This is a genomic window from Gordonia sp. McavH-238-E (assembly GCF_022348225.1).
Classification (GTDB): domain Bacteria; phylum Actinomycetota; class Actinomycetes; order Mycobacteriales; family Mycobacteriaceae; genus Gordonia; species Gordonia terrae.
Map to the genome: position 1 here is coordinate 80,226 of NZ_JAKRFE010000006.1, position 22,124 is coordinate 102,349.

Here is a 22,124-nt window from a genome sequence, read left to right on the forward strand (position 1 = left end):
CATGGACTCTTCCGCCGGTCCGCCGCCCGGGCCGGATTCCCCGGATGAACCCGTCGTCGTCCTCGGCGTCGTCGCCGCGCCGGGGCAGGCCATCGGTCTCGCGCGCAAGCTCGTCGATGCCGGCCTGGCCGAACACGTCGAGACGACGTTCCCCGGTGCGCGTTGGCAGATCGACCTCGTCGAGGCCGGTCTCGTACAGCCGCCGGCCGGCGACGCCGAAATCGTCGATGCCACCAGAGACCTTCTGCTCGAACGCGAATGGGATCTCGTCGTCTATCTGACCGACCTTCCGCTGCATGTCGGCAAACGCCCGGTCGTGGCGCATGCCAACGCGGTGCACGGCGTCGCGGTCCTCTCGGTGCCGGCGCTCGGCGCCACCGGAGTGCGGCAGCGGGCCCGCGGCATCATCACCGGACTCGTCGGGCAACTCCTCGGTGCCGACGCCGACGATCTCCGCGGTCACCAGAAGTCGCCGGCGCGGTCGGCGTTGCGCCATCGCGTCCGCCAACTCGGGACCGACGTCGACGAGGCGGGCACCGCGTTCACCGCGCGTGTCCTGACCGGTAACCTGCGTCTGCTCACCGGCATGGTGCGCGCCAACCGCCCGTGGCGGCTGGCACTCGGCCTCAGCCGCGCACTCACCGGGGCGATCGCGGCCGGGGTCTTCGCACTGGTGACCGCCGACATCTGGCTGCTCGCAGACACTTTCGGTGGGATTCGGCTCACCGGCGTGGCGCTCGGCTCGATCATCGCGATCACCGCGACCCTGATCATCGGTGCCGACCTCTGGGAACGCGGCGGCTCCCGACAGACGCGAGAACAGGTGGTGCTGTTCAACATCGTCACCATGATCACAGTGGTTCTGGGTGTGGGCGCGTTCTACGCGGCGCTGTTCGTCCTGTCCGCGATCGGCGCGCTCTGCCTGGTGGTGCCGCAGGTCATCGGTGCGACGCTCGACCACCCGGTCGGCTTCACCGACTATCTGGAGGTCGCGTGGCTCACCTGCTCACTCGCGACCGTCGGCGGCGCCCTGGGCGCGGGCCTGGAAACCGACGAGGCGGTCCGCGACGCGGCCTACACCCAGCATCCCGCCGAGCCGATCTGAGCGGTCCACCTCGCACAGCCGGGTGCACGGCGTCCGCCCCCCAGCCGCTAGGCTTGCGGGTCAGAACGCCACAGCAGGTCGGCGACGGGAGGTGAACCATGTCCGAGGTACCGGGGAACGGTCCGATGCCGGGGTTCGTGGTCCTGGGCATCTCCGTCGTCGACGATCAGATCAGCTCGGTGGTCCGCGATGCCGACGGGCACATCCTGGCGAGCAACCTGGTCGACCTCCCCGATGCGTCGGCCGCCGGTGCCGAAGCCGCGATCGTCGAACTCGTCGACTCCGTGCCCGTCGAGGTCGACCGGATCGGCATCTCGGCGTCCCGCGCCGACGTTCGCGATCATCTGGCTCGCGTCTTCGCGCCGGGCGCGGGCACCGGGCCGTCTTGGTCGGGCAAGGTCGTCGTCACCGGATACGCCGCCGCTCTCGCCGAGATCGCGTGTACCCACTCGACCCGCGGCGGGGTGGTGGCAGTCGTCGATCTTGATCGCAACGCCGCGCCCGCGGCCGGCACCACCCTCGCCACCGTCGACTCCGCGTCCGGCGCCGTCCTCGGCACCGCAGATTTCACGCCGGGCCAGGTTGCCTCGGTGACCGACCCGGAGGCGGCGTCACAGCTCGCGACGGCGGTCACCAGGCTGCCTCGCGGTCGCGACATCACCTCGGTGATCGTGGTCGGCCCCGGTGCTCAGCTCCCCGGGATCGCGCCGGCGTTCGAGTACGCGTCACAGCGGCCGGTGACGGTGGCGGACAATCCGTCGCTCGCCTCCGCACTCGGCGCCGCCGACGCCGCGGTGGTCGCGCCGGCAACCACTGCCGTCGCCGCCCGGACGTCGACCGGTCGCCGATGGTGGTTCGTCGGTGCCGCGATCGGGGCCGCCGTCTTCCTCGGTGCCGTCGGGATCACGCTGATCCTCACCGCCGAGTCGACCATCGCCGAACCGGCCCCCGTCACGGTGACCGAGACCCCCGCGGCGGTCACCTCGACCGAGCAGGCGACGGTCACCGAAACCGAGACCGAGACCAGCGTTCGTACGACGACCGTCACGCGCACCCCCCGCCCCGTCACGCGGACGGAGACGGTCACCGAGTCGGCTCCGGAGACGTACACCGTGACCGAAACCGAGACGGTCACGTCCCCGGCCGCCGGTGAGCCTAGCCTCGAGGTCCCCTGAGCGGTCCTAGAACACGGGGTCGTGCTGGATGCGGCTGGCCCGCACACCGGCGATGATGAGGGTGCGCCGGGTGTTCTCGATCATCTGTGGCGACCCTGCGATCAGCACCTGGTGGTTCTCCCAGTTGCCTGCCCGGACCACCACGTCGGCCAGTGTGCCGATCTCGTGGTCGACGCCGAGTTCGGCGGGCGTGGCCACCGCGTTGATCCACCACGGATCGGTCCGTTCCTGGGACACGGCGGTGACGCGCAGCCACGGATTGGTCGACGCGATGCGTCGCAGCACCGTCAGGTCGTACAGCTCGCCCGGGTGGCGCATCCCGTAGAAGATGTGCGTCTCCGGCGAATCCACGCGCGAGGACATCTCGATCAACAGTGCCCGCAGCGGCGCGAGTCCGGTGCCGCCGGCGACCATCAGGACCTTGCTGTCGCGGTCGACATGCAAGGTGCCGTGGCCCTGGGCCAGCGTCCACACGTCGCCGATGCTGGTCTCGCTCACGATCGCGGTGCTGACCGTTCCCCGGGGCACCGCGCGGACGTGGAACTCCAGCTCTCCCGCCGGGTTGGGCGGGATGGCGGGCGAGAGATTGCGCCACTGCTTCGGCCACTGCGGGGTGTGCACCTCGAGGTATTGCCCCGCGTTGAAGGTCAGCGGCGAATGCGCGAGGAGCCGGACGACCGCCAGGTCGCGGGTGATCCGGTACTTCTCGACGACTTCGGCGGTCCAGCGCGCGGGATGGGTCGCACTCTCGGCCGCGCCGCGCATCACCCCGGTCACCAGCATCATCGCCTGCGAGATGGTCTGCTCGGTCTCGGCGTCCCAGTATCCGGTCATGAGGCTGCCGAACTCGCCCATCAGCGCCGCGTACATCACGTGGTAGTGCTCGGGTTCCACCCCGAACTTGCGATGGTCGCGTCCGAGTTGCGCGAGGAACTCCACGAGTTCGGCATGCCCGGACTCGGCCGGGATCGCTTCGAGGACATGGTCGATGACGCGATGGAAGGCGACCCGCTGGGCGGCCATCGACACACCGAACAGGTCGCGCAGGTCGGGGTCGATCGCGAACATCCGGGTGTAGACGTTGGTGACGAACCGGTCGGGGTGCCGATTGACAGCCGTCCGCAGCTGATGCAGCGCATGGCGCGAATGTGTCGCCATATCGAAAAGATCACACCTCCGTCGCGGCTCGTGTCCCCACCCGGTTCAAGAGACCCACACTAGTCCTTCGACACGGCACAATTCAGGATCCGGCATCCCATGTCGGGCAGTGATGAGGTGTGGCAAGGTACGGGGATGACGTCCCTCGAAGGGGTCCTCACGGGCATCGTTGATGCCCATGTGCAGCACTGGAACCCGCGGCGTACCCCGTGGGCGGCCACGCGGGCGTCGAGGTTGTACGGATTCGTCCCCACCCTGGGCGACCGGGTGTTCCCCCTGGTGGTCTCGCGCGCCGACCGCGAGTACATCCTGACCCCGCGCACCGTCGCCCGGGCCTACGAGCCGCGGCAGTACGCCACCGACGCGGCGCTGGTCCCGACCGTGGTGGGGGTGCCGATCGACACCGTGGTCCACGTCGAGTCGCATTGGCGCCGCGAGGCCGCCGACGCCACCGAACCCCCGGTGGACAGCACCGCGGTGGAGGAGACGCGGTATCTGGAGAGTCTGCCGTTCGGTCAGGCCGGCACGCCGCGTCTCGGCGCCGTCATCTCGCACGGCGATCCGCGCACCCGGACGTTCGCGGACATGCTCGACGAGCAGTTCGCGGCGTCCCCGCGGTTCCGCGGCATCCGCATCGTCGCATCGCGGCATCCCGATCCGCGCGTGCGCGACGGCGGGGACACCGACAACCTACTGTCCTCGACGGCGTTCCTGGAGGGGTTCGCCGAACTCGCGAGCCGCGACCTCGTCTTCGAAGCGTCGGTCTACTCACACCAGCTCTACGACGTCATCCTGCTGGCCCGGGAGTATCCGGACACGACGATCATCCTCGACCACTTCGGCATACCGGCCGGGGTCTTCGGTCCCGTGGGGGTGCGCACCGGTGCGACAGCGGCTGCGCGCGCGGACATCTGGCGGTTGTGGCGGGAGCGGATGACGACGCTGGCGACCTATCGCAACGTGGTGGTCAAGCTGTCCGGCCTGGCGATGCCGATCCTCGGTTACGGTCACGAACGCTGGGGCAACATCGGCGGCCAGGCCACCCTCGCCGAGATGATCGGTCCCTTCGTCGAGCATGTCATCACCCACTTCGGGTCCGACCGCATCATGTTCGGGTCCAACTACCCGATCGATCGGCCCAACGCCGCCGTCGACGTCCTCGTGGGCGCGCTCGTCGATTGCGTCTCCCAGTGGGGCTCGGAGGCCCTGCGAAAAGTTTTCCGCGACACAGCGTTCCGCGTGTATGCCATCGACGGTCCGACGCGCTGAGCGCTCAGCGGGTCCGAGTCCACCACGTCGAGCGCCGCGCCGGCTCCGGTACGGGCACGTCGCGCATGAGCCGGGTCAGGATCTCCACCAGCGCCGTGCACGAGGGGTACCGGTCCTCGGGATTCTTCGCCAGCGCCTTGGCGAAGATCGAGTTCGTCGCCGACGGCAACCAGGGGCGGCGCCGGGTGAGTTTCGGCGGGTCGTCGTTCAGGTGCGCATACGTGATCGCGAAGGCGGTGTTGCGCGGATACGGCGGTGTGCCGGTGATGAGTTCGACGAGGGTGCAGGCGAACGCGTAGAAATCGGTTGCCGGCGTGAGCTTCTGGGCCTGGAGGAGTTCCGGTGAGGCGTAGCCGATCGAACCCTGGACGCGTCCGTTGCGGGCGAGCGGCCGCGTGTCGTCGAGGAATTGGGCGATCCCGAAGTCCGAGAGGTAGGCATCGGGGGGATCGGCACTGCGGGGTGCGCCGTCTCCCGATCGCGGGTCGGGGGTGCGGGAGAGCAGGATGTTGGCGGGCTTGACGTCGCGGTGCAGGATGTCCTGGGCATGCGCGTAGTCGAGCGCCCCGGCGATCTGCGTCGCCACGCGCAGGATGGTGCCCATGTCCGGTTCGTCGCCACGCTCCGGGACGAGTGCGGTCGCGGCGGGTCCGCCGATGTACTGCATGGTCAGCCACATCGACGGCAGGTGTCGTGGGCCGAGCGACCCACGCGGTGAGGCGATCTCGCCGTGCGCGAGCATACGCACGATGTGCGGGTGGTCCAGCAGTGATGCGATCCCGAACTCGCGTTCGAAGCGCTCGCGGACTCGCGCGTGATCGGACGCGTTCGGGTGCAGGACCTTCAGGGCAATCGGCCCATCGCACCGATCCTGCAGATCCCGAACCCGGAACACATCCGCGCTCGCCCCGCCACCGAGGAAGTCGTCGATGGTGAAGCCGGCGACGTTCTCACCAACCTCGAACACCCCTGACAGGGTAGTTGTGCCGATCCTCGTGCGACGGGAAGTCCGGTGTCAGCGAGCCGGTGTCAGCGAGTCGGGGTCAGGCGGAAGATCGGGAATCGGCGACCCTGTGCGGTCTCGGTGTACTTCAGGAACTGCTCGGACGCCTCGATGAACTTCTGCCACGCCGGTTCCCAGTCGTCGCCCTCGACTTCGCTCACCGCGGTGTCGAGGCGCTCGACGCCGTCCTCCGACGGTGCCTCCACAGCGACCGAATCGGGGTGGGCACGGAGATTGTGCACCCAGGCGGGGGCTTTCGGTGAGCCTGCGAAGGACCCGATGATCAGCCAGCTGCCGCCGTCGGGAAGTGCGAAGAGGGGACTGATCCGCGGCTCGGCGGACTTGGCGCCCAGCGTGTGCAGCAGCACGAGATTCTTGCCGAAGCCGGCGGTCTCGACATGTCCGTTGTTGGATCGGAACTCGTTGATGACGGTCGCATTGAAATCGTTCACGACGCTCATTGTCCCGGCAGGGGTCGCGTCCGGCCATGTATCAAACTGAAACCGTGGTCGTCGGCGTGGCGAATACTCTGAACGGATGAGTGCCGACCCGAGTTCGCTGGCCGCTTCCCTCCCCGACGGCATGGTGGTCACCGACGCCGACATCCTCGCCGGCTACCGGCAGGACCGCGCCGCCGACCCGACAGCGGGCACTCCGCTCGCGCTGGTGCGGCCGACGACCACCGACCAGGTGCAGAACACCGTGCGCTGGTGCGCGGCGAACGGCGTCCCGATCATCACGCGGGGCGCCGGTACGAGCCTGTCCGGGGGATCGACGGCGGTGGACGGCGCGATCATGCTCTCCACCGAGAAGATGCGCGACCTCGAGGTCGATCCGGCGACGCGGACCGCCGTCGTGCAGCCCGGCCTGTTCAACGCGGAGGTCAAGGCGGCGGCCTCGGCTCACGGGCTCTGGTATCCGCCGGACCCGTCGTCGTTCGAGATCTGTTCGATCGGCGGGAACGTCGCCACCAACGCCGGCGGACTGTGCTGCGTCAAGTACGGCGTCACCACGGACTACGTCCTGGGTCTGGAGGTGGTGCTCGCCGACGGCCGCGCGGTCCGGGTCGGGGGCAAGCAGCTCAAGGACTCCGCGGGGCTGCCGCTCACCAAATTGTTCGTCGGCAGCGAGGGACTCCTCGGGATCATCACCGAGGTGACGCTACGACTTCTGCCGCCGCAGGGGCCGGCGAGCACCGTTGTCGGAGTCTTCTCCTCGGTGCACGAGGCCAGCCGGGCCGTTCTGGCGGTGACCGCCGAGATCCGGCCGGCGATGCTCGAGTTCATGGATTCGGTGGCCATCAACGCTGTCGAGGACCTGATGCGGATGGGCCTCGACCGGGAGGCCGGTGCGCTCCTCGTCGCCCAGTCCGACGCTCCGGGGGCCGCCGGTGCGGCCGAGGTCGAGTTCATCCAGAAGGCGTTCGAGAGCAACGGGGCGGGGGAGGTCTTCGCGACGGACGACCCCACCGAGGGGGAGGCGTTCACCGCGGCCCGCCGCGCGGCGATCCCGGCCGTGGAGAAGCTGGGATCGTTGTTGCTCGAGGACGTCGGTGTTCCGCTGCCGTCCCTGCCCGAGCTCATCGACGGGGTCGCCGAGATCGCGGCCGGCAATCGGGTCATGATCTCGGTGATCGCCCACGCCGGCGACGGCAACACCCATCCGTTGATCGTCTTCGACCCCGCCGACCCCGACGAGGCGGAACGCGCGCAGGTCGCTTTCGGTCAGATCATGGATCTCGCGATCCGTCTGGGCGGCACCATCACCGGTGAGCACGGGGTGGGACGTCTGAAGAAGGGCTGGCTGCCCGATCAGGTCGGGGCCGACGTCATGGAACTGACGGCACGGATCAAGCGGGCTCTCGACCCCGACGGTCTGCTGAATCCGGGCGTGCTCCTGTAGGCGGTCCGGAGGTCGACCGGCCCGCCACCACGTAGGTGCCGCGCCCTGCGGCCTTGGCGTCGAAGAGCGCCTCGTCGGCGACGTCGAACTCGCCCCTGATGAACGCGTCGGCGTCGTCGGAGGACATGTGGCCGCCGGGGGTGACACCGACGGCGATGCCGAGGCTGATGGAGGCCGTTGCACCGCCGCGAGTCGTGATGCGTTGGGTGCGGATGCGTTCGGCGAGAGCGCGCACCGAGCCCTCGTCCGCGAGTGTCGCGATCGCGAACTCGTCGCCGCCGAGCCGCGCGACGACTGCGTGTTCGGCCTTCGCGCCCTGCAGGATCTCCGCGACCCGCTGCAGGACGTCGTCACCGGTCGCATGCCCGTGTTCGTCGTTGATGCCCTTGAAACGATCGACATCCGCGGCGATCAGCGCGAACGGAACGGCGGGGTTGCGGCGGAGCATCGTGGTGGCCGCGTAGATGAAGCCACGACGGTTCAACAACCCGGTGAGTGAATCGGTGTTGGCCATGATGAGCTGATGTTTCAGCGATCGCTGGAAATCGGATGTGTAACTGCGATGGAGAGCCGTCGTGCCATTGGTCGCGACCAATAGTGCGAGCGAGGTGAACAGCACATTCATGAACGGGGTTCCGTCGGACCAGGAGACAATTCCCAGAGCGCACACGGTGATGCTCGAGTAGATCATGTGCGCGTATGCGACCACACTGCGTACGAAATGGGCGACGTAAGAACCGATCACCGCGAAGATGACAGCGCAGAACTGGGCCAGCACGATATCGGTGATGGCGACGAGAGCGACGGTCAGGACGGCGTCGGCCCACAGGACGAATGCGGTGTTGAATCCCCGGACCGAGGATTGTTTGGTCCACCAGATCACGCCGAGGTGAACCCGGCTGACGACGAAGGCCATCGGGATGGTCGAGGCGACGACGATCCCGAGCGCGATCGAGCGAGGAACGGAACCCTGCGTGCCGCTCGGTGTGAAGAGTGCAATCGTTCCGAGTACCCCGCACACCGCGACCAGCACGGCGATCGTGAAGCGGACATGCCACTCGCGCATACGCACTTGTTCGAGGACATGATCGGCGTCGTCGTAGAGGTCGCGGTGGCCGGAGGTCTCGCCGGACATCGGCCCGTGGCGAAGCGCCCGGAAACGTGCGGTCGGCCGCGCCTCGTTGCCCTCGCGTTCCAGGTACCCGATGGCGACGCCCTCTTTTCTCGCTCGTGATGCGCGACACGCACCCGCATGCGGCGGCGAAAATCGTCGAACGCACATTACGGAGTTTAGAGGACGATTAAAGATCGTTTCGTCCCGAATTCGGCGATATGACCCGACGGAGCGAAAGATGTAAGAATCGGCAGAATCGCCGTCGATCTGATGCGTGCTGAGACGGTCGTGCCAATCGGGCCCGATCAGCCGCTTCCTGCTGGGGTCCTCCCGTCCCCTCCGCGGGAGGGACCCCAGCAGGTAGTCCGAATACGATCTGGCCGGCGCGAACCCGGCCTCGCAGAATTCAGCATATGGTCTCGATGGTCAACCTACAATCACATCAATCGGGATAACTGACAGGAGATGGTTGATGAATGGTCCTGGGGACCCCGGACTACGCGATATCGACCTACGGCGGCTACGAATGTTCGTCGTCGTGATGGAGGCACCGAGCCTTCGGGTCGCCGCGGATGACCTGTTCATCAGCCAGCAGGCGCTCTCCTCGGCCATCCGCGAGTTGGAGCGCCACCTCGGTGTCGAGCTCTTCTCGCGGTCACGCCGAAGCCTCACGCCGACCCCCGCGGGCGAAGCGCTCTACCGCGGGGCGGTGCCGTTGCTGGCCGGTGGCGAGCAACTCGCGACCCAGGTACGGCGCGTCGACGCCGGGTCGCCGGCCCCGTTCGTCATCGGCCACGCCCCCGACCTGGCCTCCTCCGAGGTGTTCCGCATCATCGAACCGGTGGTCCTCGCCGATCCGTCGGTGCCGATCACCGTGCGGCCGGTCTTCGCGGAACTCATCCGCGACGAGTTGCTGTCCGGCGCCATCGACATGGCCCTCGGTCGTGGTGTGGCGGCGCCACCGGACATGGCCACGACCATCGCGACACAGCACGAGTTGCGCCTGGCAGTGCGCGCCGACCATCCGCTCGCGGCGCACGACCGGGTGGACATGGCCGACCTCGCCGGCTACGAGATCGTCGTGTGGGGCCCCGAGCACGAGTACGAATACACCGACATCCTGGTCGGCATGTGCCGGCGCGCCGGCTTCGAACCGCGGATCATCCTGTCGACCTTGCTGGGCACGCCCCCGCACACCGCCGTCATCGCGCATCCCGATGCGTGTGCCTTCGTCACCAACGAACCCGGCTGGATCTACGTCAATCGCATCCGGATCGTCGAGTTCACCGACCCGCCGTTCGCGCCTGTCCGCGCCATGTGGCTGCCCAACACGTCCTCGACCCTGCGACGCCAGATCCTCGCCGCTGCCGAGAACTCGCTCTGACGTGATTCGCTGTTCAGTGCCGCTCGAGGATCGCGCGCAGATCGGCGCCGGCCGGGAGTGCGCCGTACTCGAGGCTCCGGTCGGGGCCCAGGCGCGCGGCGATGAACGCATCGGCCACCGCGGTGGGACTGTGTCGGACGAGGAGCGACGCCTGGAGGGCGAGGGCCATCGCCTCGACGGTGGACCGCGCCCGCCGCTGGGCATCGGCGGCGTCGAGCCGGGACAGCTCGCCGAGCCGGTCGCGCAGGTGGTCGAGGTGGGTGTCCAGGGTGCGACTGGTTCCGCGGGCGAGTGAGACCTCGGCGTCGAACGCGGCGATCGACTCGGGTTCGCGGGTCATGGCCCGTAGGACGTCGAGTGCTATGACGTTGCCCGAGCCCTCCCACACCGCCATCACCGGTTGCTCCCGGTAGCGCATGGCGAGCGGGAAGTCCTCGGTGTAGCCGTTTCCGCCCAGGCATTCCAGGGCCTCATAGGCGTGGTGGGGGCCGCGTTTGCAGATCCAGTACTTCGAGACCGCCGTCGCGAGCCGGCGGAAGGCCCGCTCCTGCGGGTCGGCGTCTTCGTCGTGCGCGCGTGCGAGTCGGATGGCGGTGGTGGTCGCGGCTTCGGATTCCAGTGCGAGGTCGGCCAATACGGCGGTCATCGCGGGCTGGTCGGCCAGGGTCGCGCCGAAGGCGCTGCGGTGCCGGGCGTGCCAGACCGCCTCCGCCACGGCCTGACGCATGCCCGCAGCCGAACCGAGAACGCAGTCGAGGCGGGTCTGCGCGACCATCTCGATGATGGTGCGCACGCCGCGGCCGGGTTCACCCACCATGATCGCCACGGTCCCGTCGAGTTCGATCTCACTCGATGCGTTGGACTTGTTGCCCAGCTTGTCCTTCAGCCGCTGGATGCGGAAGACGTTGCGGGTGCCGTCGGGCAGGATGCGCGGGAGCAGGAAACACGAGAGCCCCTCGCCCCCGGCGCCCTGGGCCTGTGCGAGGACGAGGAAGGCATCCGACATCGGGGCCGAGCAGAACCACTTGTGCCCCGTCAGCAGGTACTCCGCGCCCGGGCCGCCGGCGCCGGCGGGAACCGCGACCGTTGTGTTGGCGCGTACGTCGGAGCCGCCCTGCTTCTCGGTCATCGACATCCCGAAGATCGCCGAGTCCTTGCCGGCGGAGAGGTCGGGGGAGTAGTTGCGCGACAGTGCCTTCGGTACCCACTGGGCCGCGACGTCGGGCTGCAGCTCGAGGGACGGGATGACCGCATGCGTCATCGACACCGGGCACGCGTGACCGGGCTCGATCTGGCCGAAGAGCATGAACGCCGCGGCCCGCACGACATGAGAACCGGGCTGCGGGTCCGCCCAGCACCGGGTGTGGGACCCGTGGGCGATCGACGCGGAGATGATGCGGTGATAGGCCGGGTGGTACTCGACCTCGTCGATGCGATTGCCCCATCGGTCGAACGTGCGCAGCGTCGGGATGACGGTATTCGCCAGTTGGGCGTCGTGCTTGAAGGATTCGCTGCCGACGAGGGCGCCGATCTCGCGCAGTTCGGCATCACCCCAGCCCGCGTCGTGGCGGTTGACGGACTCCCGTAGCACCGTGTCGAGTTCGTACTCGTTCACGTCGACCCGCGGCGCCGACTGGTTGAACACCTCGTGGGTGAGATGCGGCTGCGGTCGAACGGAACTCGCGGACTGGGTCATCATGCCTCCTGTGCTGCGGGTGATGGCGTGTCGGTGTCGGTGTTGGTGTCGGTGTCGACCGGGCGGAGCGGACTGTCCAACACCTCGTCGGGGATCTGGAGATTGGTGAAGACGACGGCCACCGCGTCTTCGAGTCGATAGCCGAAATCGGCTCCGGTGGCGGCTTTCTGGACCGCAAGTCCGAAGATCGCCGACCAGAACGCCCGCGCCTCGACGTCGATCCCGGCGCGGAGCTGCCAGCCGGTGCGGACGAGCGTGGAGAGCAACGCTTCTTCACCGCGCTCGTGCAGCACTGTGAGTGTGTCCGTGATGAGTGGCCGCAGATCGGTACGACGCGCTACGAGAAGCATTGCCGTCGCGAAGAGTTCGACGTCCCGCGCGCAGGGTCCGAGGAGTGTGCCGACGAGGGTGTTCGTGTACTCGCGGACGGTCTCGGCACCGGCTGCGGCTTCCTCCGCGCGACGGCCGGCTCGCAGCACGCCGGCGCCGGCGACTTCGACGAACAGCTGCTCCTTGGAGCCGAAGTAGTACGTGACCTGGTTCGGGTAGGCGTCGGCACGTTGACAGATCTGCGCCACGGACGCCGACTCGCCGTTCTCGGCGAACACCTCGGCGGCAGCGCGCAGCAGCGACTTGCGCGTGGTCTTGCCGGCCTCTCTCGTGGCGCGTCCGGTCGTGGGCATGAGAATCCTCGTCGTCAATGTCCTGCGACAGTGTTTGTATGACAAACAATAAACGAGGGACGCGGGTCCGGCAAGGTTCGCCTGCCGGCAGACCCGGCGGCGGGGCCGGACTCAACCGCCGTCGAGTGTGCTGACCTGCACATACGCCGCATCCAGGATGCGGGGGTAGGCGAGCGGAGAGTCCGAGATCGCGCGGTCGGGGAAGTCGAAGATGCTCAGCATGAGCTGCATCGGGTAGTCGATGGACTGCCGGATCTCCTTGACGACGCGTCCGTCCATGCTGAACACGAGACGGTCGGGCCCCCAATCGACGACGTACTCGTGGAGGTCGGCGAGATCGTCGGCCATCTCGAGGACGGAGAAGTCGTCGACGATGCGCGGATCCCGGTGCGGGTGCACGCCGACACCCAGCGTCCAGGGCTCGCCGGGCCCCGGGCCGAAGATCTCCGCGACGCAGATCTCCCCCGACTCCTCCGGTCGCTGCTCCGTTCCGAGGAGCCAGAACGCCACCATCGACGCCGGGTCGCGAATCGCACTCATCGTGACTGCGAAGCGGCCGTGCCGCTGCGCGAACAGGATCTCCGACGGACGGTGGGTGGCCACGGTGAGCCCGTCTCGGTGCGCGTGCTGACCGACCACGCCGCCGACCTCACCGGCGTGGTGTCCGGTCTGCAGGCTCGAGACGCGCATCGTCGACTCCGACGGCCGCCATGCGGGTTGGTCGTCGTCGATGCACAGTCTCGAACGTCCCCCGGACGTGGTCCACCGAGCCGCGGAGTTCGACGGTCTCGTCCAGTGCGGGAGGTAGTCGGCGATCCACGTCCGGCTGTCGAAACGGTCGCCGGTGAAGTCCTCGTGCAGGGTGATCATCTCACCTCTCTTCGATCGGCGGGATCGCTCGAGCATCCGAACGCCTCCGAGGCGTGTCGTTCCATGGCGGTACAGTACATCGACTTTCGGCGTGTTCCGCGTAGTGTGTGCTGGTCGGCAGGCGCGTGAGCAGAGGCGGTATGACATGGAAACAGCAAGTGCGGCAGACACACTCCGCCGGTGGGCGCTCGACGAAGAGTTGAAGTCCCGGGTCATGGCCGATCCCGCGCTCGCCGAGTGTGCGCGACGAGTCGCCGATCGGTACACGGCGGGAGAGGATGTCGAATCCGCGATCCGCGCCGGAGGGCGCGCGGTGGAGCGCGGACATCGGGTGAGCATCGAGTTCACGGGCGAGAGCGTCCGCGACGCCGCCGAGGCCAGTGCGGCCACCGATGTGTTCGTCTCCGTCGCCGATCACATCGGTCGGACCGGGCTGCCGTCGACGGTCTCCGGCGATCTGTCGCACATCGGACTTCTCGTCTCCGAAGATCTGGTGCGGGACAACAGTGCCCGCCTGGCAGAGGCGTGCGCCGCAGTCGATTCCGTGTTCATGATCTCCGCCGAGGGGTCGGACCGGACCGATCGGGTTCTCGACGTCTACGACTGGCTGGCGCACCGCTACGACAACGTGGGCATCACCCTGCAGGCAAGGCTCCATCGCTCGGAGCGGGACGTGGAGAGAGTGCTCGCTGCCGGCGGCCGTATCAGGCTCGTCAAAGGTGCATTCCTGGAGGCCGAATCGGACGCGCTGGCACGGGAGGACCCGGAGCTGCCGAAGCGCTACGAACGACTGGCGCGCCGCATCGCCGACGCCGGCGGCTCGCTCACCCTTGCGACGCACGACGAGACGCTGTTGTCGCACGTCCTCGGGGCGGTCGGCGCCGTCGGGTCTGTCGAGGTCGAGATGCTGATGGGTCTGGGTACCGACCTGCTCGACAGGCTGGCGACGGACGGGATCTCCACTCGCGAGTACTGCATCTTCGGCTCGGAATGGTGGTTGTACGTTCTCAATCGCATCGCCGAGGACCCGACGCGGGTGTTCCAGGCGCTCGTCGATCTGGGACGTGGGCCTATCAGCCCGCCGGCCAGCGTTCTGTGATGAGCTCGACCATCTGATCGACCCAGGCGTCGTCGAGCGCGGCGTCGCTGCGGATGAGGATGCGGAAGATCGCGGTGCCCGCAACGACCTCCGCCAGCATGGGCAACCGATCGTCGTCGCGGCGTTCCTGGCCGAAGCGGGACTCGAAGGCGGTGAGGTCGCCGGCCAGCCGGGCGATCATCTGACTGTGGACGTCGGGTGATGCGACTGTGTCGGCGATCAGGCCGGGGAGGGCCACCCGCACCTCGGGTCGGTTGAACATCGCGCGGACGATCTCGACGAGGGCACGGATGTCCTGCTGCACGTCTCCGGAACCGGTTGGCGGGGCGAGGGTCTCGGCGGACAGCACCGCCTCGTGGACGAGTTCGGCCTTGCCCGACCATCGCCGGTAGATGGCGGCCGTCGTCGTGCCGGCACGGGCCGCGATCGCGGACAGCGACAGGGCGGGGTAACCGGTCTCGAGGATCAGTTCGCGGGTCGCCGCGATGATCGCGGTGTCGATCCGCCCGTCGCGTGGCCGCCCGGGTGCCGACGACGTCGACCTCTTGTTTTCCCTCTGGCCATCTGCTGTCATGAGTTCCATCGTAGTTCCAATACAGTGTGCATCGTATTAGAGGAGTCTTCGTGGAACTGAGTCCGCTCGACGAGTACCCGATCCATCAGACGGCGGCCCCGGTCAGCTGGCCTGCGACGTCGGACCGGAACTTCTACGACCGCTCGTACTTCAACGTGCTCGACCGCGAGGGCCGGTTCATGGCTCTGACCGGCATCGGCTACTACCCCCGGCTCGGGGTGAAGGACGCCTACTTCGTGGTGCGGCGCGGGGACACGCAGACCGCGGTGCACCTGAGCGACGTCATCGACGACGACCGGCTCCACCAGAACGTCAACGGGTACCGTCTCGACGTCGTCGAACCGCTGCAGGAGATGCACCTGACCCTCGCGGAAACCGAGGGTGTCGCCGCCGATCTCACGTGGCGGGGACTGTTCCCGGCGGCACTGGAGAAGCCTCACGACATGCTGACCGAACGTCGGGTCACATTGGAGGCGTGTCGGTTTGCCCAGGTCGGGTCGTGGGAGGGGTGGATCGACATCGACGGTGAGCGCTTGACCGTCGATCACGACAGCAGTGTGGCCAGCCGGGATCGGTCCTGGGGCATCAGGCCGGTGGGCGAAGCCGAACCCGCGGGACGGCCCGACGCCTCCTTCCGCGGGATGTGGTGGCTCTACCTCCCGCTGGCGTTCGACGACTTCCAGTTGTTCCTGATCCTGCAGGAGGACCCGGACGGCCATCGGAGCCTGTACGACTGCACGCGTCGCTGGCGGGACGGCCGTGTGGAGCAGCTCGACGGTGTGCGGGTCACCATCCACTACACGTCCGGCACCAGGATTCCCCACGGCGCTCACGTCGAGTTCCTGAATCGGTCCGGTGACCGGATCGAGCTCGACGTCGAGTCGAAGTTGTTCGCTCCCATCGCCTTCGGGTCCGGATACGGTGGCGACACCTCGTGGGCGCACGGCACCTGGAAGGAGGGTGCGTTCGCCGAACGCGTCACCTTCGACCTGACCGACGACGAGGTCATGGCCCGTGCGCCGTTCAGTCTCATCGACCATGTCGGGTCGGCCGTGTGCACCGAGCCCGACGGCACCGTCCGACGAGGCGCCGGCCTGTTCGAGCACGGCGTGATCGGCCCGCACCACCCGTCGGGTTTCTCCGACTGGACCGACGTGGCGAAGTAGGCGCGCGATGAAGATCATGACGGCGTTGTTCAACCCGACCGATGCGGTCGAACGCGCACAGCTCCTGCAGGAGGCGGGTGCGTCGGGGGTGTTCACCTTCGAGGGGCCGCACGACGTGTTCTCCCCGCTCGTGCTCGCATCGACGGTCACGGGCCTGGACATCATGTCCAATGTCGCGATCGCGTTCCCGCGCAACCCGATCCAACTCGCCCACCAGGCCAACGACCTGCAACTGCTCAGCGAGGGACGATTCATCCTGGGTCTGGGCACTCAGGTCCGCGCTCAGATCGAGAAGCGCTACGGCGTCGAGTTCGACCGTCCGGTCGAGCGGATGAAGGAGATGGTCGGCGCACTGCGCGCGATCTTCGCGACGTGGAACTCCGGCGAGCGCTTGGACTTTCGCGGCGAGTACTACCGGCACACGCTGATGACGCCGACCTTCGTCCCGGGGCCGAACCCGTACGGGCCGCCACCGATCTACCTGGGCGCGTTGGGTCCGCGGCTCACCCGGGCGACCGCCGAGGTCGCCGACGGCCTGCTGGTGATGCCGTTCGGAACCAAGCGATTCCTGCACGAGACGACGCTGCCCGCCGTACGCGACGGTCTCGCGGCGGCCGGCCGGTCCGAGGACGATTTCGAGGTGGTGCCCGAGATCATCGTCTCAGTCGGCTCAGGTCTCGACGATGACCACGCCTCGACGCGGATGTTGTTGGCGTTCTACGGTTCCACTCCGGCGTACCGGCCGGTGCTGGAAGCGCACGGTTGGGGAGATCTGCAACCGGAGCTCAACACGATGTCCAAGCAGGGCCGGTGGCAGGAGATGGCCGGCCTCATCGACGACGAGATGCTGCACACGATCGCGGCGTGTGGAACGCCCAAGGAGGTCGCTGCGCACATCCGCGACCGGGTCGACGGTGTGTCGGACCGGATCTGCCTCTATCAGCCGGGTCCCATCGCCGTGGATGCGCTCGCCGAGATCGTCGACGCGCTCGGCGGCTCCAGATGACGCAGGAGATCGACGTGACGCCGAGCGTCGTCGAGTTCGACGACATCGTCGACGACCGCTACGGGGGCAAGGCGGCCGGGTTGGCGGAACTGCGTCGTCTGGGTCTGCCGGTGCCGACGGGGTTCGTCATCGCCGATGCGTCTGTAGACGGGGCTCTCGACGACGTGACGGCCCGGTTCGGTCACATGGTGGCCGCTTGTACGACTCCGGTAGCCGTCCGGTCCTCGGCCGTCGGGGAGGACGGGGACGACCAGTCCTTCGCCGGCCAGTACGACACGGTGCTGGGCGTCGATTCCGTCGACGCCTTCACCGACGCCGTCCGTCGGTGCGCGGCCTCGGTGCATTCGCGTCGTGCCTCGGCCTACAGCGGAGACGCCGCGCCGACCATGCACGTGGTCGTCCAGCGGATGGTCGACGCACGCGCCGCGGGCGTGGTGTTCACCGCGGACCCGACGTCGGGGCGCCGCGATCTGATGGTCATCGACGCCGTCGCGGGACTGGGGGAGGTACTCGTCGACGGGTCCGCCGCCCCCGACCACCTCGTGCTCGATGTCGACGGCGACACGGTGGTGCACGAATCCGTTGCCGCGCCGGTGTTGTCCCCGGATGAGATCGCACAGGTCCGCGCGGGCGCTCAGCGCACCGCGCAGCACTGGGGTCGACCGATGGACCTCGAGTGGGCCATCGACGAAGCCGGCGAACTGTGGTGGTTGCAGGCACGGCCGATCACCACGCTCCCCGGTGACCTCAACGAGATGGACTCGCCACTGGCCGGTGCCGACCATGTGTACACGCGATGCAACATCGGCGAGATGATGCCGGGCGCGTTCTGCCCCCTGACCGCGTCGGTCTCCGGCTTCGCGATCGACTACGCGATGCAGATGGTGCAGGTGGTCGCGAGGGCGCAGGAGAGCTACGAGAAGCCCTGGCTGCAGGTCGGTTACTTCTACGGGCACATGTTCCTGAACCTGACCGAGGGAACGGCGCTGAGTTCGGGCATCATCGGCAACTCGCTCGAACAGTTCTCCATGTCGATCTGCGGCCGGGTCATCGACGAGCTGAAACCCACGCCCCCGCGGCCGTTTCGACGGAAGCTCGGCAACACGATCCGGCTCACGTCACATGCCCTGTCGGTGGGCCCGGCCATCCGGCGACTGCCCGCCGAGATCGCGGCCTTCCCGGTGCCCACGAGCCGCGATCCGCGGGTTGTGCTGCAGCAGTTGGAGACCGGTGTCGAGCAGTACTGCGATGTGACGTTGACCCACGTGCGCTCGTCGTCGCGCGCGGCGGTGGCGGCCAACGTCCTGGAGAGTGTCCTGGTCCGACGGGCGGTCACGGACGGACGCACCGAGGAGGACGGCAAGGCGCAGGCCGCGCGGCTCATGGCCGGTGCGTCGGAAGTCGAGAGCGCCATGATGCTCGCCGAACTCGACGCGGTCGTCCACACCATCGCGGCCGACCCCGCGGTCGCCGGGGAATTCCTCGCTGCAGCGCCCGATACCGCGGTCGTCGAAATGCGGTCGACCTCCGGCGACGCCGGTCGCGCGTTGCGGCATTTCCTCGAACGGCACGGTCACCGCGGGTACCGCGAACTGTGCATGCGCGACCCGTCCTGGGCCGACGACCCCGGCGGCCTGGGCGCGATGATGCAGGTGATGGTGCGGTCGGCGCTCGACCCCGTCGCCCGGATTACGGCCCCGGCCGCCGTCGACGAGACGCCGCCGGCCGCGATCCGGCTCCTCGCCCGCCTGGCGCAGGGCGGCGCACGCGGTCGCGAGGAGACGAAGTCCCGGATGGCGCTGATGGCTCATGCACTCAAGCGCGGTTACCGGCATCTCGGTGAGGTGCTGGCCGAGGCCGGACGACTGCCGGACGCCGACCTCGTCTTCTTCTTCGATCGCCCCGAGCTGCAGCGTCTCGTCGACGCCGGCCCCACGGAAGCAACCGGCCTGGTGCAGAGCGCGCGGCAGCGTCGAGAAGCCTTGTCGTTCCAGGACTCTCTCGAGTTCGAGGATGTGTCGGTGGGACGGCCGTTCCCTCTCGTCGCCGCCCCGCGACGCGGTGCCACCGACGATCGCATCGTCGGGCGTCCCGCGAGCCGCGGCACCGTCGAAGGTGTGGTGCGTGTGGCGAAGTCGATCGTCGAGGCGCGTGAGGTGCAGCGTGGCGAGATCCTCGTCGCACCGGTCACCGATGTCGGCTGGACCCCGTACTTCACCGTCATCCGTGCCCTGGTCACCGATATCGGCAGCTCGGTCTCCCACGGCGCGGTCGTCGCCCGCGAGTACGGCCTGCCGTGCGTCGTGAACACCCTGGTGGGCACCCGCGTGCTGCGGACCGGCGACCGGGTGCGGGTCGACGGTGACCACGGGATCGTCGAGCGGCTCGGACCGGGCTGAGACCAGTTCACCCGTCGACGACGTCGGCGTAGCGGTCGCGGAGATCGCGTTTGAGGATCTTGCCGCTGGGGTTCTTGGGCAGCGACTCGGCGGCGACGACGAACTTCGGGATCTTGTACGGGGCGAGTCGATCCCGGCAATAGTGAATGATCTCTGAAGGGTCGACGGTTTGTCCGGCAGCGGGGATGACCACTGCGGCAACCGCTTCGACCCAATGCGGGTGCGGGACTCCGATGACAGCCGCCTCGTGCACGGCGGGGTGGGAGAACAGCACCTCCTCGACCTCGCGGCTCGACACGTTCTCGCCGCCGGTCTTGATCATGTCCTTCTGCCGGTCGACCACCCACAGGTAACCGTCGTCGTCGAAGTAGCCGAGATCGCCGCTGTGGAACCACCCGCCGCGGAACGACTCGGCGGTCTTCTCGGGCAGGTTGAGGTACCCGACGGTGACCTGCGGGCTGCGATGCACGATCTCCCCGACACTGCCGGTCGGCACGACACCACCGTCGGAATCGACGATCCGCGTCTCGACGTTCAGCGCAGGACGACCGGCGGAACCCCCGCGCGTGGCCTGGTCGTCGGGCGCCAGGACCGTGGCCAGGGAACCCATCTCGGTCTGGCCGTAAAAGTTTCGCAGCCGGAGGTCGGGCAGGCTGGTGCTCAGCTCGCGCAACACCTCGACGGGGAGCGCCGACGCCCCGTAGTAACCCTTCCGCAGCGACGACAGCGCCGCCGGGTCGAAATCGGGGGAGCGCAGCAACGAGATCCACACGGTGGGTGGACAGAAGAGTTTGGTCGCTCGTTCCCGCGCGACCGTCCGCAACAGCGTCGTGGCCTCCGGACGGTCGAGGATGATGCTCGTCGCGCCGAGCATGATGTCGGTGATGAGGAAGTTGTCCAGCTGGGCGCAGTGGTAGAGCGGGAGCGAGTGCACCTCGATGTCATCGTCGGTCATGCCGCCCGACACCACACAACTCATGTACTGCCACATCAGCGTTCGGCTCGTGTGCATCGCGCCTTTGGGCCGGGACTCGGTGCCGGAGGTGTACATGATGCGGATGACGTCGTCGTCGGCGATGCGGACGTCGGGTAATGCGCCGGCCGGCTCGCTCAGCCAGTCGTCGATGGACGGCCAGCGGGTGTCGGAACCGTCGGGGCCGAGTGGGATCGACCGGCGCACGGTCACCGGTGCCGCCGATGCGGCGATCGCGGCGTCGGCGGTGGGCACGAGCGAGTCCTCGGCGATCAGGCCGGCGGCCTCGCAGTCGTCGAGGATATATGCGATCTCCGGCGCGGTCAGCATGAAGTTGATCGGGACCGACACCACCCCGATCCGGGCAGCGGCGAAGACGACCACGGGGAACTGCCAGCAATTGTGCGACAGGATGCCGAGGGTCTGTCCCTGTCTGAGGCCGGCAGCGTGCAGTGCGGCGGCGACCCGGTCGACGGCGTCGTCGAACTCGCGAAAGGTCAGCCGGGTGTCGCGGTGGATGACGGCCGGCTTGTCGGGCGTCCGGGCCGCCGAACGACGTGGGATGTCACCGAGCGAGTGGGACCGGGCCACGGTCATGAGGCCGGCCATGAGGTCGGTCGGGAGGGGAGAAGTCGTCATGGTCAGGTGTCTCTCGGTCCGGTGAAATCGTGCGACCCGAGCCGGTGGCTCGGGGTCGATGGGTACTGTTCATAGCTATGCGCGGTAGTTCTGAGCCGGGCGCCCGATGCAGGCCCGGCGCCGAGTCGGTGGCGCCTCGCGGGGGATGGCAGGACCTGTTGTCGCGTCGACAGATGCTGGGCGTCCTGGCCGTGCTCGAACAGTGTGAGCACACCGCCGGCGGCCAGCACTTCAAGGAAGGCCTGGTCGAGGCCATTTCCACGTACTTCGGGGTTCGTGACGTGACGTTCTTCCACGGCCGTACCTACAGCGAGATCTTCGACGATCCGGCACCGCTGCTGACCGGCGCCGCGGCCCCGCTGCTGCGGGACTACCGCGAACGCTGGCGCGACAAGGACATCTTCGCGCTGCCGCGGGCAAGGCGGGTGCTCACCGCCGAGGGCTTCGCCACTCTCGAGGAGCTGTCCCGCCTGCCGGTTCCGCAGCGTTCGTACGTCGTGGACTATCTGCACCCCAACGACATGGACACCGCCTCGGCCCTTCACCTGCCACTGTCCGACGGCGAGGCTCTCATCGGGATGTTCGACCGCGTCCGCGAGTGGGACGAGTCGGACATGCTCGCGATGCGCATTCTCGCGCGGCAGCTCCGCGCGCGGACCGCGACGGTGTCCGCGGCGCACGAGCCCGTCGATCCATTGGCGGCACTCACGCCGCGGCAACTGGAGGTCGCCGAACTCGTCAGCGACGGGCTGAGCAACGCCGAGATCGCCCAGCGACTGTCGCTGTCGGAGCTGTCGGTGAAGAAGTACATGAGCCGCATCTTCGAGGCCGCCGGACTGCGCAACCGGGCCGAACTCGCGACCACCGTGCTGCGTTCTCGGCGACGGGCACGCTGAGCGGGTCGCTCCG

Annotated in this window: 18 protein-coding genes and 1 pseudogene; 10 read left to right on the plus strand and 9 right to left on the minus strand. The window is 68.2% G+C overall.

Annotated elements, in window-relative coordinates:
* Position 1 precedes the first annotated feature (1 nt).
* Positions 2–1,105: a hypothetical protein gene (locus tag MHN80_RS10215; RefSeq protein WP_239401327.1), complete on the plus strand. Its 1,104-nt coding sequence runs from the start codon at positions 2–4 to the stop codon at positions 1,103–1,105.
* Positions 1,106–1,203: 98 nt separating this feature from the next.
* Positions 1,204–2,280, plus strand: a complete 1,077-nt coding sequence (locus MHN80_RS10220; RefSeq protein ID WP_101821219.1) for a hypothetical protein — start codon at positions 1,204–1,206, stop codon at positions 2,278–2,280.
* 6 nt (positions 2,281–2,286) lie between these two features.
* Here the strand turns inward: MHN80_RS10220 and MHN80_RS10225 are convergent.
* Positions 2,287–3,447, minus strand: a pseudogene (locus MHN80_RS10225) (FAD-binding oxidoreductase); the annotation flags it as partial.
* 126 nt (positions 3,448–3,573) lie between these two features.
* Here MHN80_RS10225 and MHN80_RS10230 point away from each other — a divergent pair.
* A complete protein-coding gene (locus MHN80_RS10230) occupies positions 3,574–4,707 on the plus strand; it encodes an amidohydrolase (RefSeq protein WP_239401329.1) in 1,134 nt (377 codons plus the stop codon).
* A 4-nt stretch (positions 4,708–4,711) separates the two neighbouring features.
* Here the strand turns inward: MHN80_RS10230 and MHN80_RS10235 are convergent, their stop codons facing one another.
* Both MHN80_RS10235 and MHN80_RS10240 read right to left on the minus strand, forming a co-directional pair.
* Positions 4,712–5,674, minus strand: a complete 963-nt coding sequence (locus MHN80_RS10235; RefSeq protein WP_239401331.1) for a serine/threonine-protein kinase — start codon at positions 5,672–5,674, stop codon at positions 4,712–4,714.
* A 62-nt stretch (positions 5,675–5,736) separates the two neighbouring features.
* Complete coding sequence (locus MHN80_RS10240; protein ID WP_064570426.1) at positions 5,737–6,162, minus strand: nitroreductase/quinone reductase family protein; 426 nt, start codon at positions 6,160–6,162, stop codon at positions 5,737–5,739.
* A gap of 85 nt (positions 6,163–6,247) precedes the next feature.
* Between MHN80_RS10240 and MHN80_RS10245 the strand changes: the two genes are divergently transcribed.
* Complete coding sequence (locus tag MHN80_RS10245; protein WP_239401333.1) at positions 6,248–7,612, plus strand: FAD-binding oxidoreductase; 1,365 nt, start codon at positions 6,248–6,250, stop codon at positions 7,610–7,612.
* On the opposite strand, the gene MHN80_RS10250 is transcribed toward MHN80_RS10245, so the two are convergent.
* Positions 7,560–8,747, minus strand: a complete 1,188-nt coding sequence (locus MHN80_RS10250; protein WP_239401335.1) for a diguanylate cyclase — start codon at positions 8,745–8,747, stop codon at positions 7,560–7,562. The two genes, MHN80_RS10245 and MHN80_RS10250, sit on opposite strands and share 53 nt — an antisense overlap.
* 451 nt (positions 8,748–9,198) lie before the next feature.
* Between MHN80_RS10250 and MHN80_RS10255 the strand changes: the two genes are divergently transcribed.
* Entirely contained in the window at positions 9,199–10,110 is a 912-nt protein-coding gene (locus MHN80_RS10255) for a LysR family transcriptional regulator (RefSeq protein ID WP_004022360.1), read from the plus strand.
* Between the two features lie 13 nt (positions 10,111–10,123).
* On the opposite strand, the gene MHN80_RS10260 is transcribed toward MHN80_RS10255, so the two are convergent.
* The 3 genes from MHN80_RS10260 to MHN80_RS10270 all read right to left on the minus strand — a co-directional run bounded on the left by MHN80_RS10260 (position 10,124) and on the right by MHN80_RS10270 (position 13,359).
* The gene (locus MHN80_RS10260; protein ID WP_239401762.1) at positions 10,124–11,806 is read right to left on the minus strand and encodes an acyl-CoA dehydrogenase family protein; all 1,683 of its coding nucleotides are present in this window, start codon (positions 11,804–11,806) and stop codon (positions 10,124–10,126) included.
* Complete coding sequence (locus tag MHN80_RS10265) at positions 11,806–12,489, minus strand: TetR/AcrR family transcriptional regulator C-terminal domain-containing protein (protein WP_239401337.1); 684 nt, start codon at positions 12,487–12,489, stop codon at positions 11,806–11,808. The genes MHN80_RS10260 and MHN80_RS10265 overlap by 1 nt, the downstream gene beginning before the upstream one ends.
* Positions 12,490–12,600: 111 nt before the next feature.
* A complete protein-coding gene (locus tag MHN80_RS10270) occupies positions 12,601–13,359 on the minus strand; it encodes a glycoside hydrolase family 16 protein (RefSeq protein ID WP_239401339.1) in 759 nt (252 codons plus the stop codon).
* Positions 13,360–13,504: 145 nt separating this feature from the next.
* On the opposite strand from MHN80_RS10270, the gene MHN80_RS10275 reads away from it, so the two are divergent.
* On the plus strand, positions 13,505–14,458 hold the full coding sequence (locus MHN80_RS10275) for a proline dehydrogenase family protein (RefSeq protein ID WP_239401341.1): 954 nt from the start codon (positions 13,505–13,507) through the stop codon (positions 14,456–14,458).
* On the opposite strand, the gene MHN80_RS10280 is transcribed toward MHN80_RS10275, so the two are convergent.
* Positions 14,433–15,032 carry a TetR-like C-terminal domain-containing protein gene (locus tag MHN80_RS10280; protein ID WP_239401343.1) on the minus strand — a complete coding sequence of 200 codons (600 nt, stop codon included), beginning with the start codon at positions 15,030–15,032 and terminating at the stop codon, positions 14,433–14,435. The genes MHN80_RS10275 and MHN80_RS10280 overlap by 26 nt on opposite strands.
* A gap of 50 nt (positions 15,033–15,082) precedes the next feature.
* Between MHN80_RS10280 and MHN80_RS10285 the strand changes: the two genes are divergently transcribed.
* Genes MHN80_RS10285 through MHN80_RS10295 form a run of 3 tightly spaced genes read left to right on the plus strand, consistent with a single transcriptional unit; the run spans position 15,083 to position 19,603 of the window.
* Positions 15,083–16,198 (plus strand): hypothetical protein, encoded by a 1,116-nt coding sequence (locus MHN80_RS10285; protein ID WP_239401345.1) that lies wholly within the window; start codon positions 15,083–15,085, stop codon positions 16,196–16,198.
* Positions 16,199–16,205: 7 nt separating this feature from the next.
* Positions 16,206–17,204 carry a TIGR03617 family F420-dependent LLM class oxidoreductase gene (locus MHN80_RS10290; RefSeq protein WP_239401347.1) on the plus strand — a complete coding sequence of 333 codons (999 nt, stop codon included), beginning with the start codon at positions 16,206–16,208 and terminating at the stop codon, positions 17,202–17,204.
* Positions 17,201–19,603 carry a PEP/pyruvate-binding domain-containing protein gene (locus tag MHN80_RS10295; protein WP_239401349.1) on the plus strand — a complete coding sequence of 801 codons (2,403 nt, stop codon included), beginning with the start codon at positions 17,201–17,203 and terminating at the stop codon, positions 19,601–19,603. Before MHN80_RS10290 ends, MHN80_RS10295 begins: the two co-directional genes overlap by 4 nt.
* Before the next feature lie 7 nt (positions 19,604–19,610).
* On the opposite strand, the gene MHN80_RS10300 is transcribed toward MHN80_RS10295, so the two are convergent.
* Positions 19,611–21,215, minus strand: a complete 1,605-nt coding sequence (locus tag MHN80_RS10300; RefSeq protein WP_239401351.1) for a fatty acyl-CoA synthetase — start codon at positions 21,213–21,215, stop codon at positions 19,611–19,613.
* Between the two features lie 77 nt (positions 21,216–21,292).
* On the opposite strand from MHN80_RS10300, the gene MHN80_RS10305 reads away from it, so the two are divergent.
* On the plus strand, positions 21,293–22,111 hold the full coding sequence (locus MHN80_RS10305) for a helix-turn-helix transcriptional regulator (RefSeq protein ID WP_110117443.1): 819 nt from the start codon (positions 21,293–21,295) through the stop codon (positions 22,109–22,111).
* The last annotated feature ends 13 nt before the right edge of the window (positions 22,112–22,124 follow it).

Coding starts and splice junctions, on each gene's coding strand:
- MHN80_RS10220 (WP_101821219.1), top strand. CDS start 1,204: ATGTCCGAGGTACCGGGGAACGGTCCGATGCCGGGGTTCGTGGTCCTG.
- MHN80_RS10280 (WP_239401343.1), bottom strand. CDS start 15,032: ATGACAGCAGATGGCCAGAGGGAAAACAAGAGGTCGACGTCGTCGGCA.
- MHN80_RS10245 (WP_239401333.1), top strand. CDS start 6,248: ATGAGTGCCGACCCGAGTTCGCTGGCCGCTTCCCTCCCCGACGGCATG.
- MHN80_RS10295 (WP_239401349.1), top strand. CDS start 17,201: ATGACGCAGGAGATCGACGTGACGCCGAGCGTCGTCGAGTTCGACGAC.
- MHN80_RS10215 (WP_239401327.1), top strand. CDS start 2: ATGGACTCTTCCGCCGGTCCGCCGCCCGGGCCGGATTCCCCGGATGAA.
- MHN80_RS10290 (WP_239401347.1), top strand. CDS start 16,206: ATGAAGATCATGACGGCGTTGTTCAACCCGACCGATGCGGTCGAACGC.
- MHN80_RS10255 (WP_004022360.1), top strand. CDS start 9,199: ATGAATGGTCCTGGGGACCCCGGACTACGCGATATCGACCTACGGCGG.
- MHN80_RS10265 (WP_239401337.1), bottom strand. CDS start 12,489: ATGCCCACGACCGGACGCGCCACGAGAGAGGCCGGCAAGACCACGCGC.
- MHN80_RS10230 (WP_239401329.1), top strand. CDS start 3,574: ATGACGTCCCTCGAAGGGGTCCTCACGGGCATCGTTGATGCCCATGTG.
- MHN80_RS10260 (WP_239401762.1), bottom strand. CDS start 11,806: ATGACCCAGTCCGCGAGTTCCGTTCGACCGCAGCCGCATCTCACCCAC.
- MHN80_RS10300 (WP_239401351.1), bottom strand. CDS start 21,215: ATGACGACTTCTCCCCTCCCGACCGACCTCATGGCCGGCCTCATGACC.
- MHN80_RS10305 (WP_110117443.1), top strand. CDS start 21,293: ATGCGCGGTAGTTCTGAGCCGGGCGCCCGATGCAGGCCCGGCGCCGAG.
- MHN80_RS10270 (WP_239401339.1), bottom strand. CDS start 13,359: ATGATCACCCTGCACGAGGACTTCACCGGCGACCGTTTCGACAGCCGG.
- MHN80_RS10275 (WP_239401341.1), top strand. CDS start 13,505: ATGGAAACAGCAAGTGCGGCAGACACACTCCGCCGGTGGGCGCTCGAC.
- MHN80_RS10250 (WP_239401335.1), bottom strand. CDS start 8,747: ATGTCCGGCGAGACCTCCGGCCACCGCGACCTCTACGACGACGCCGAT.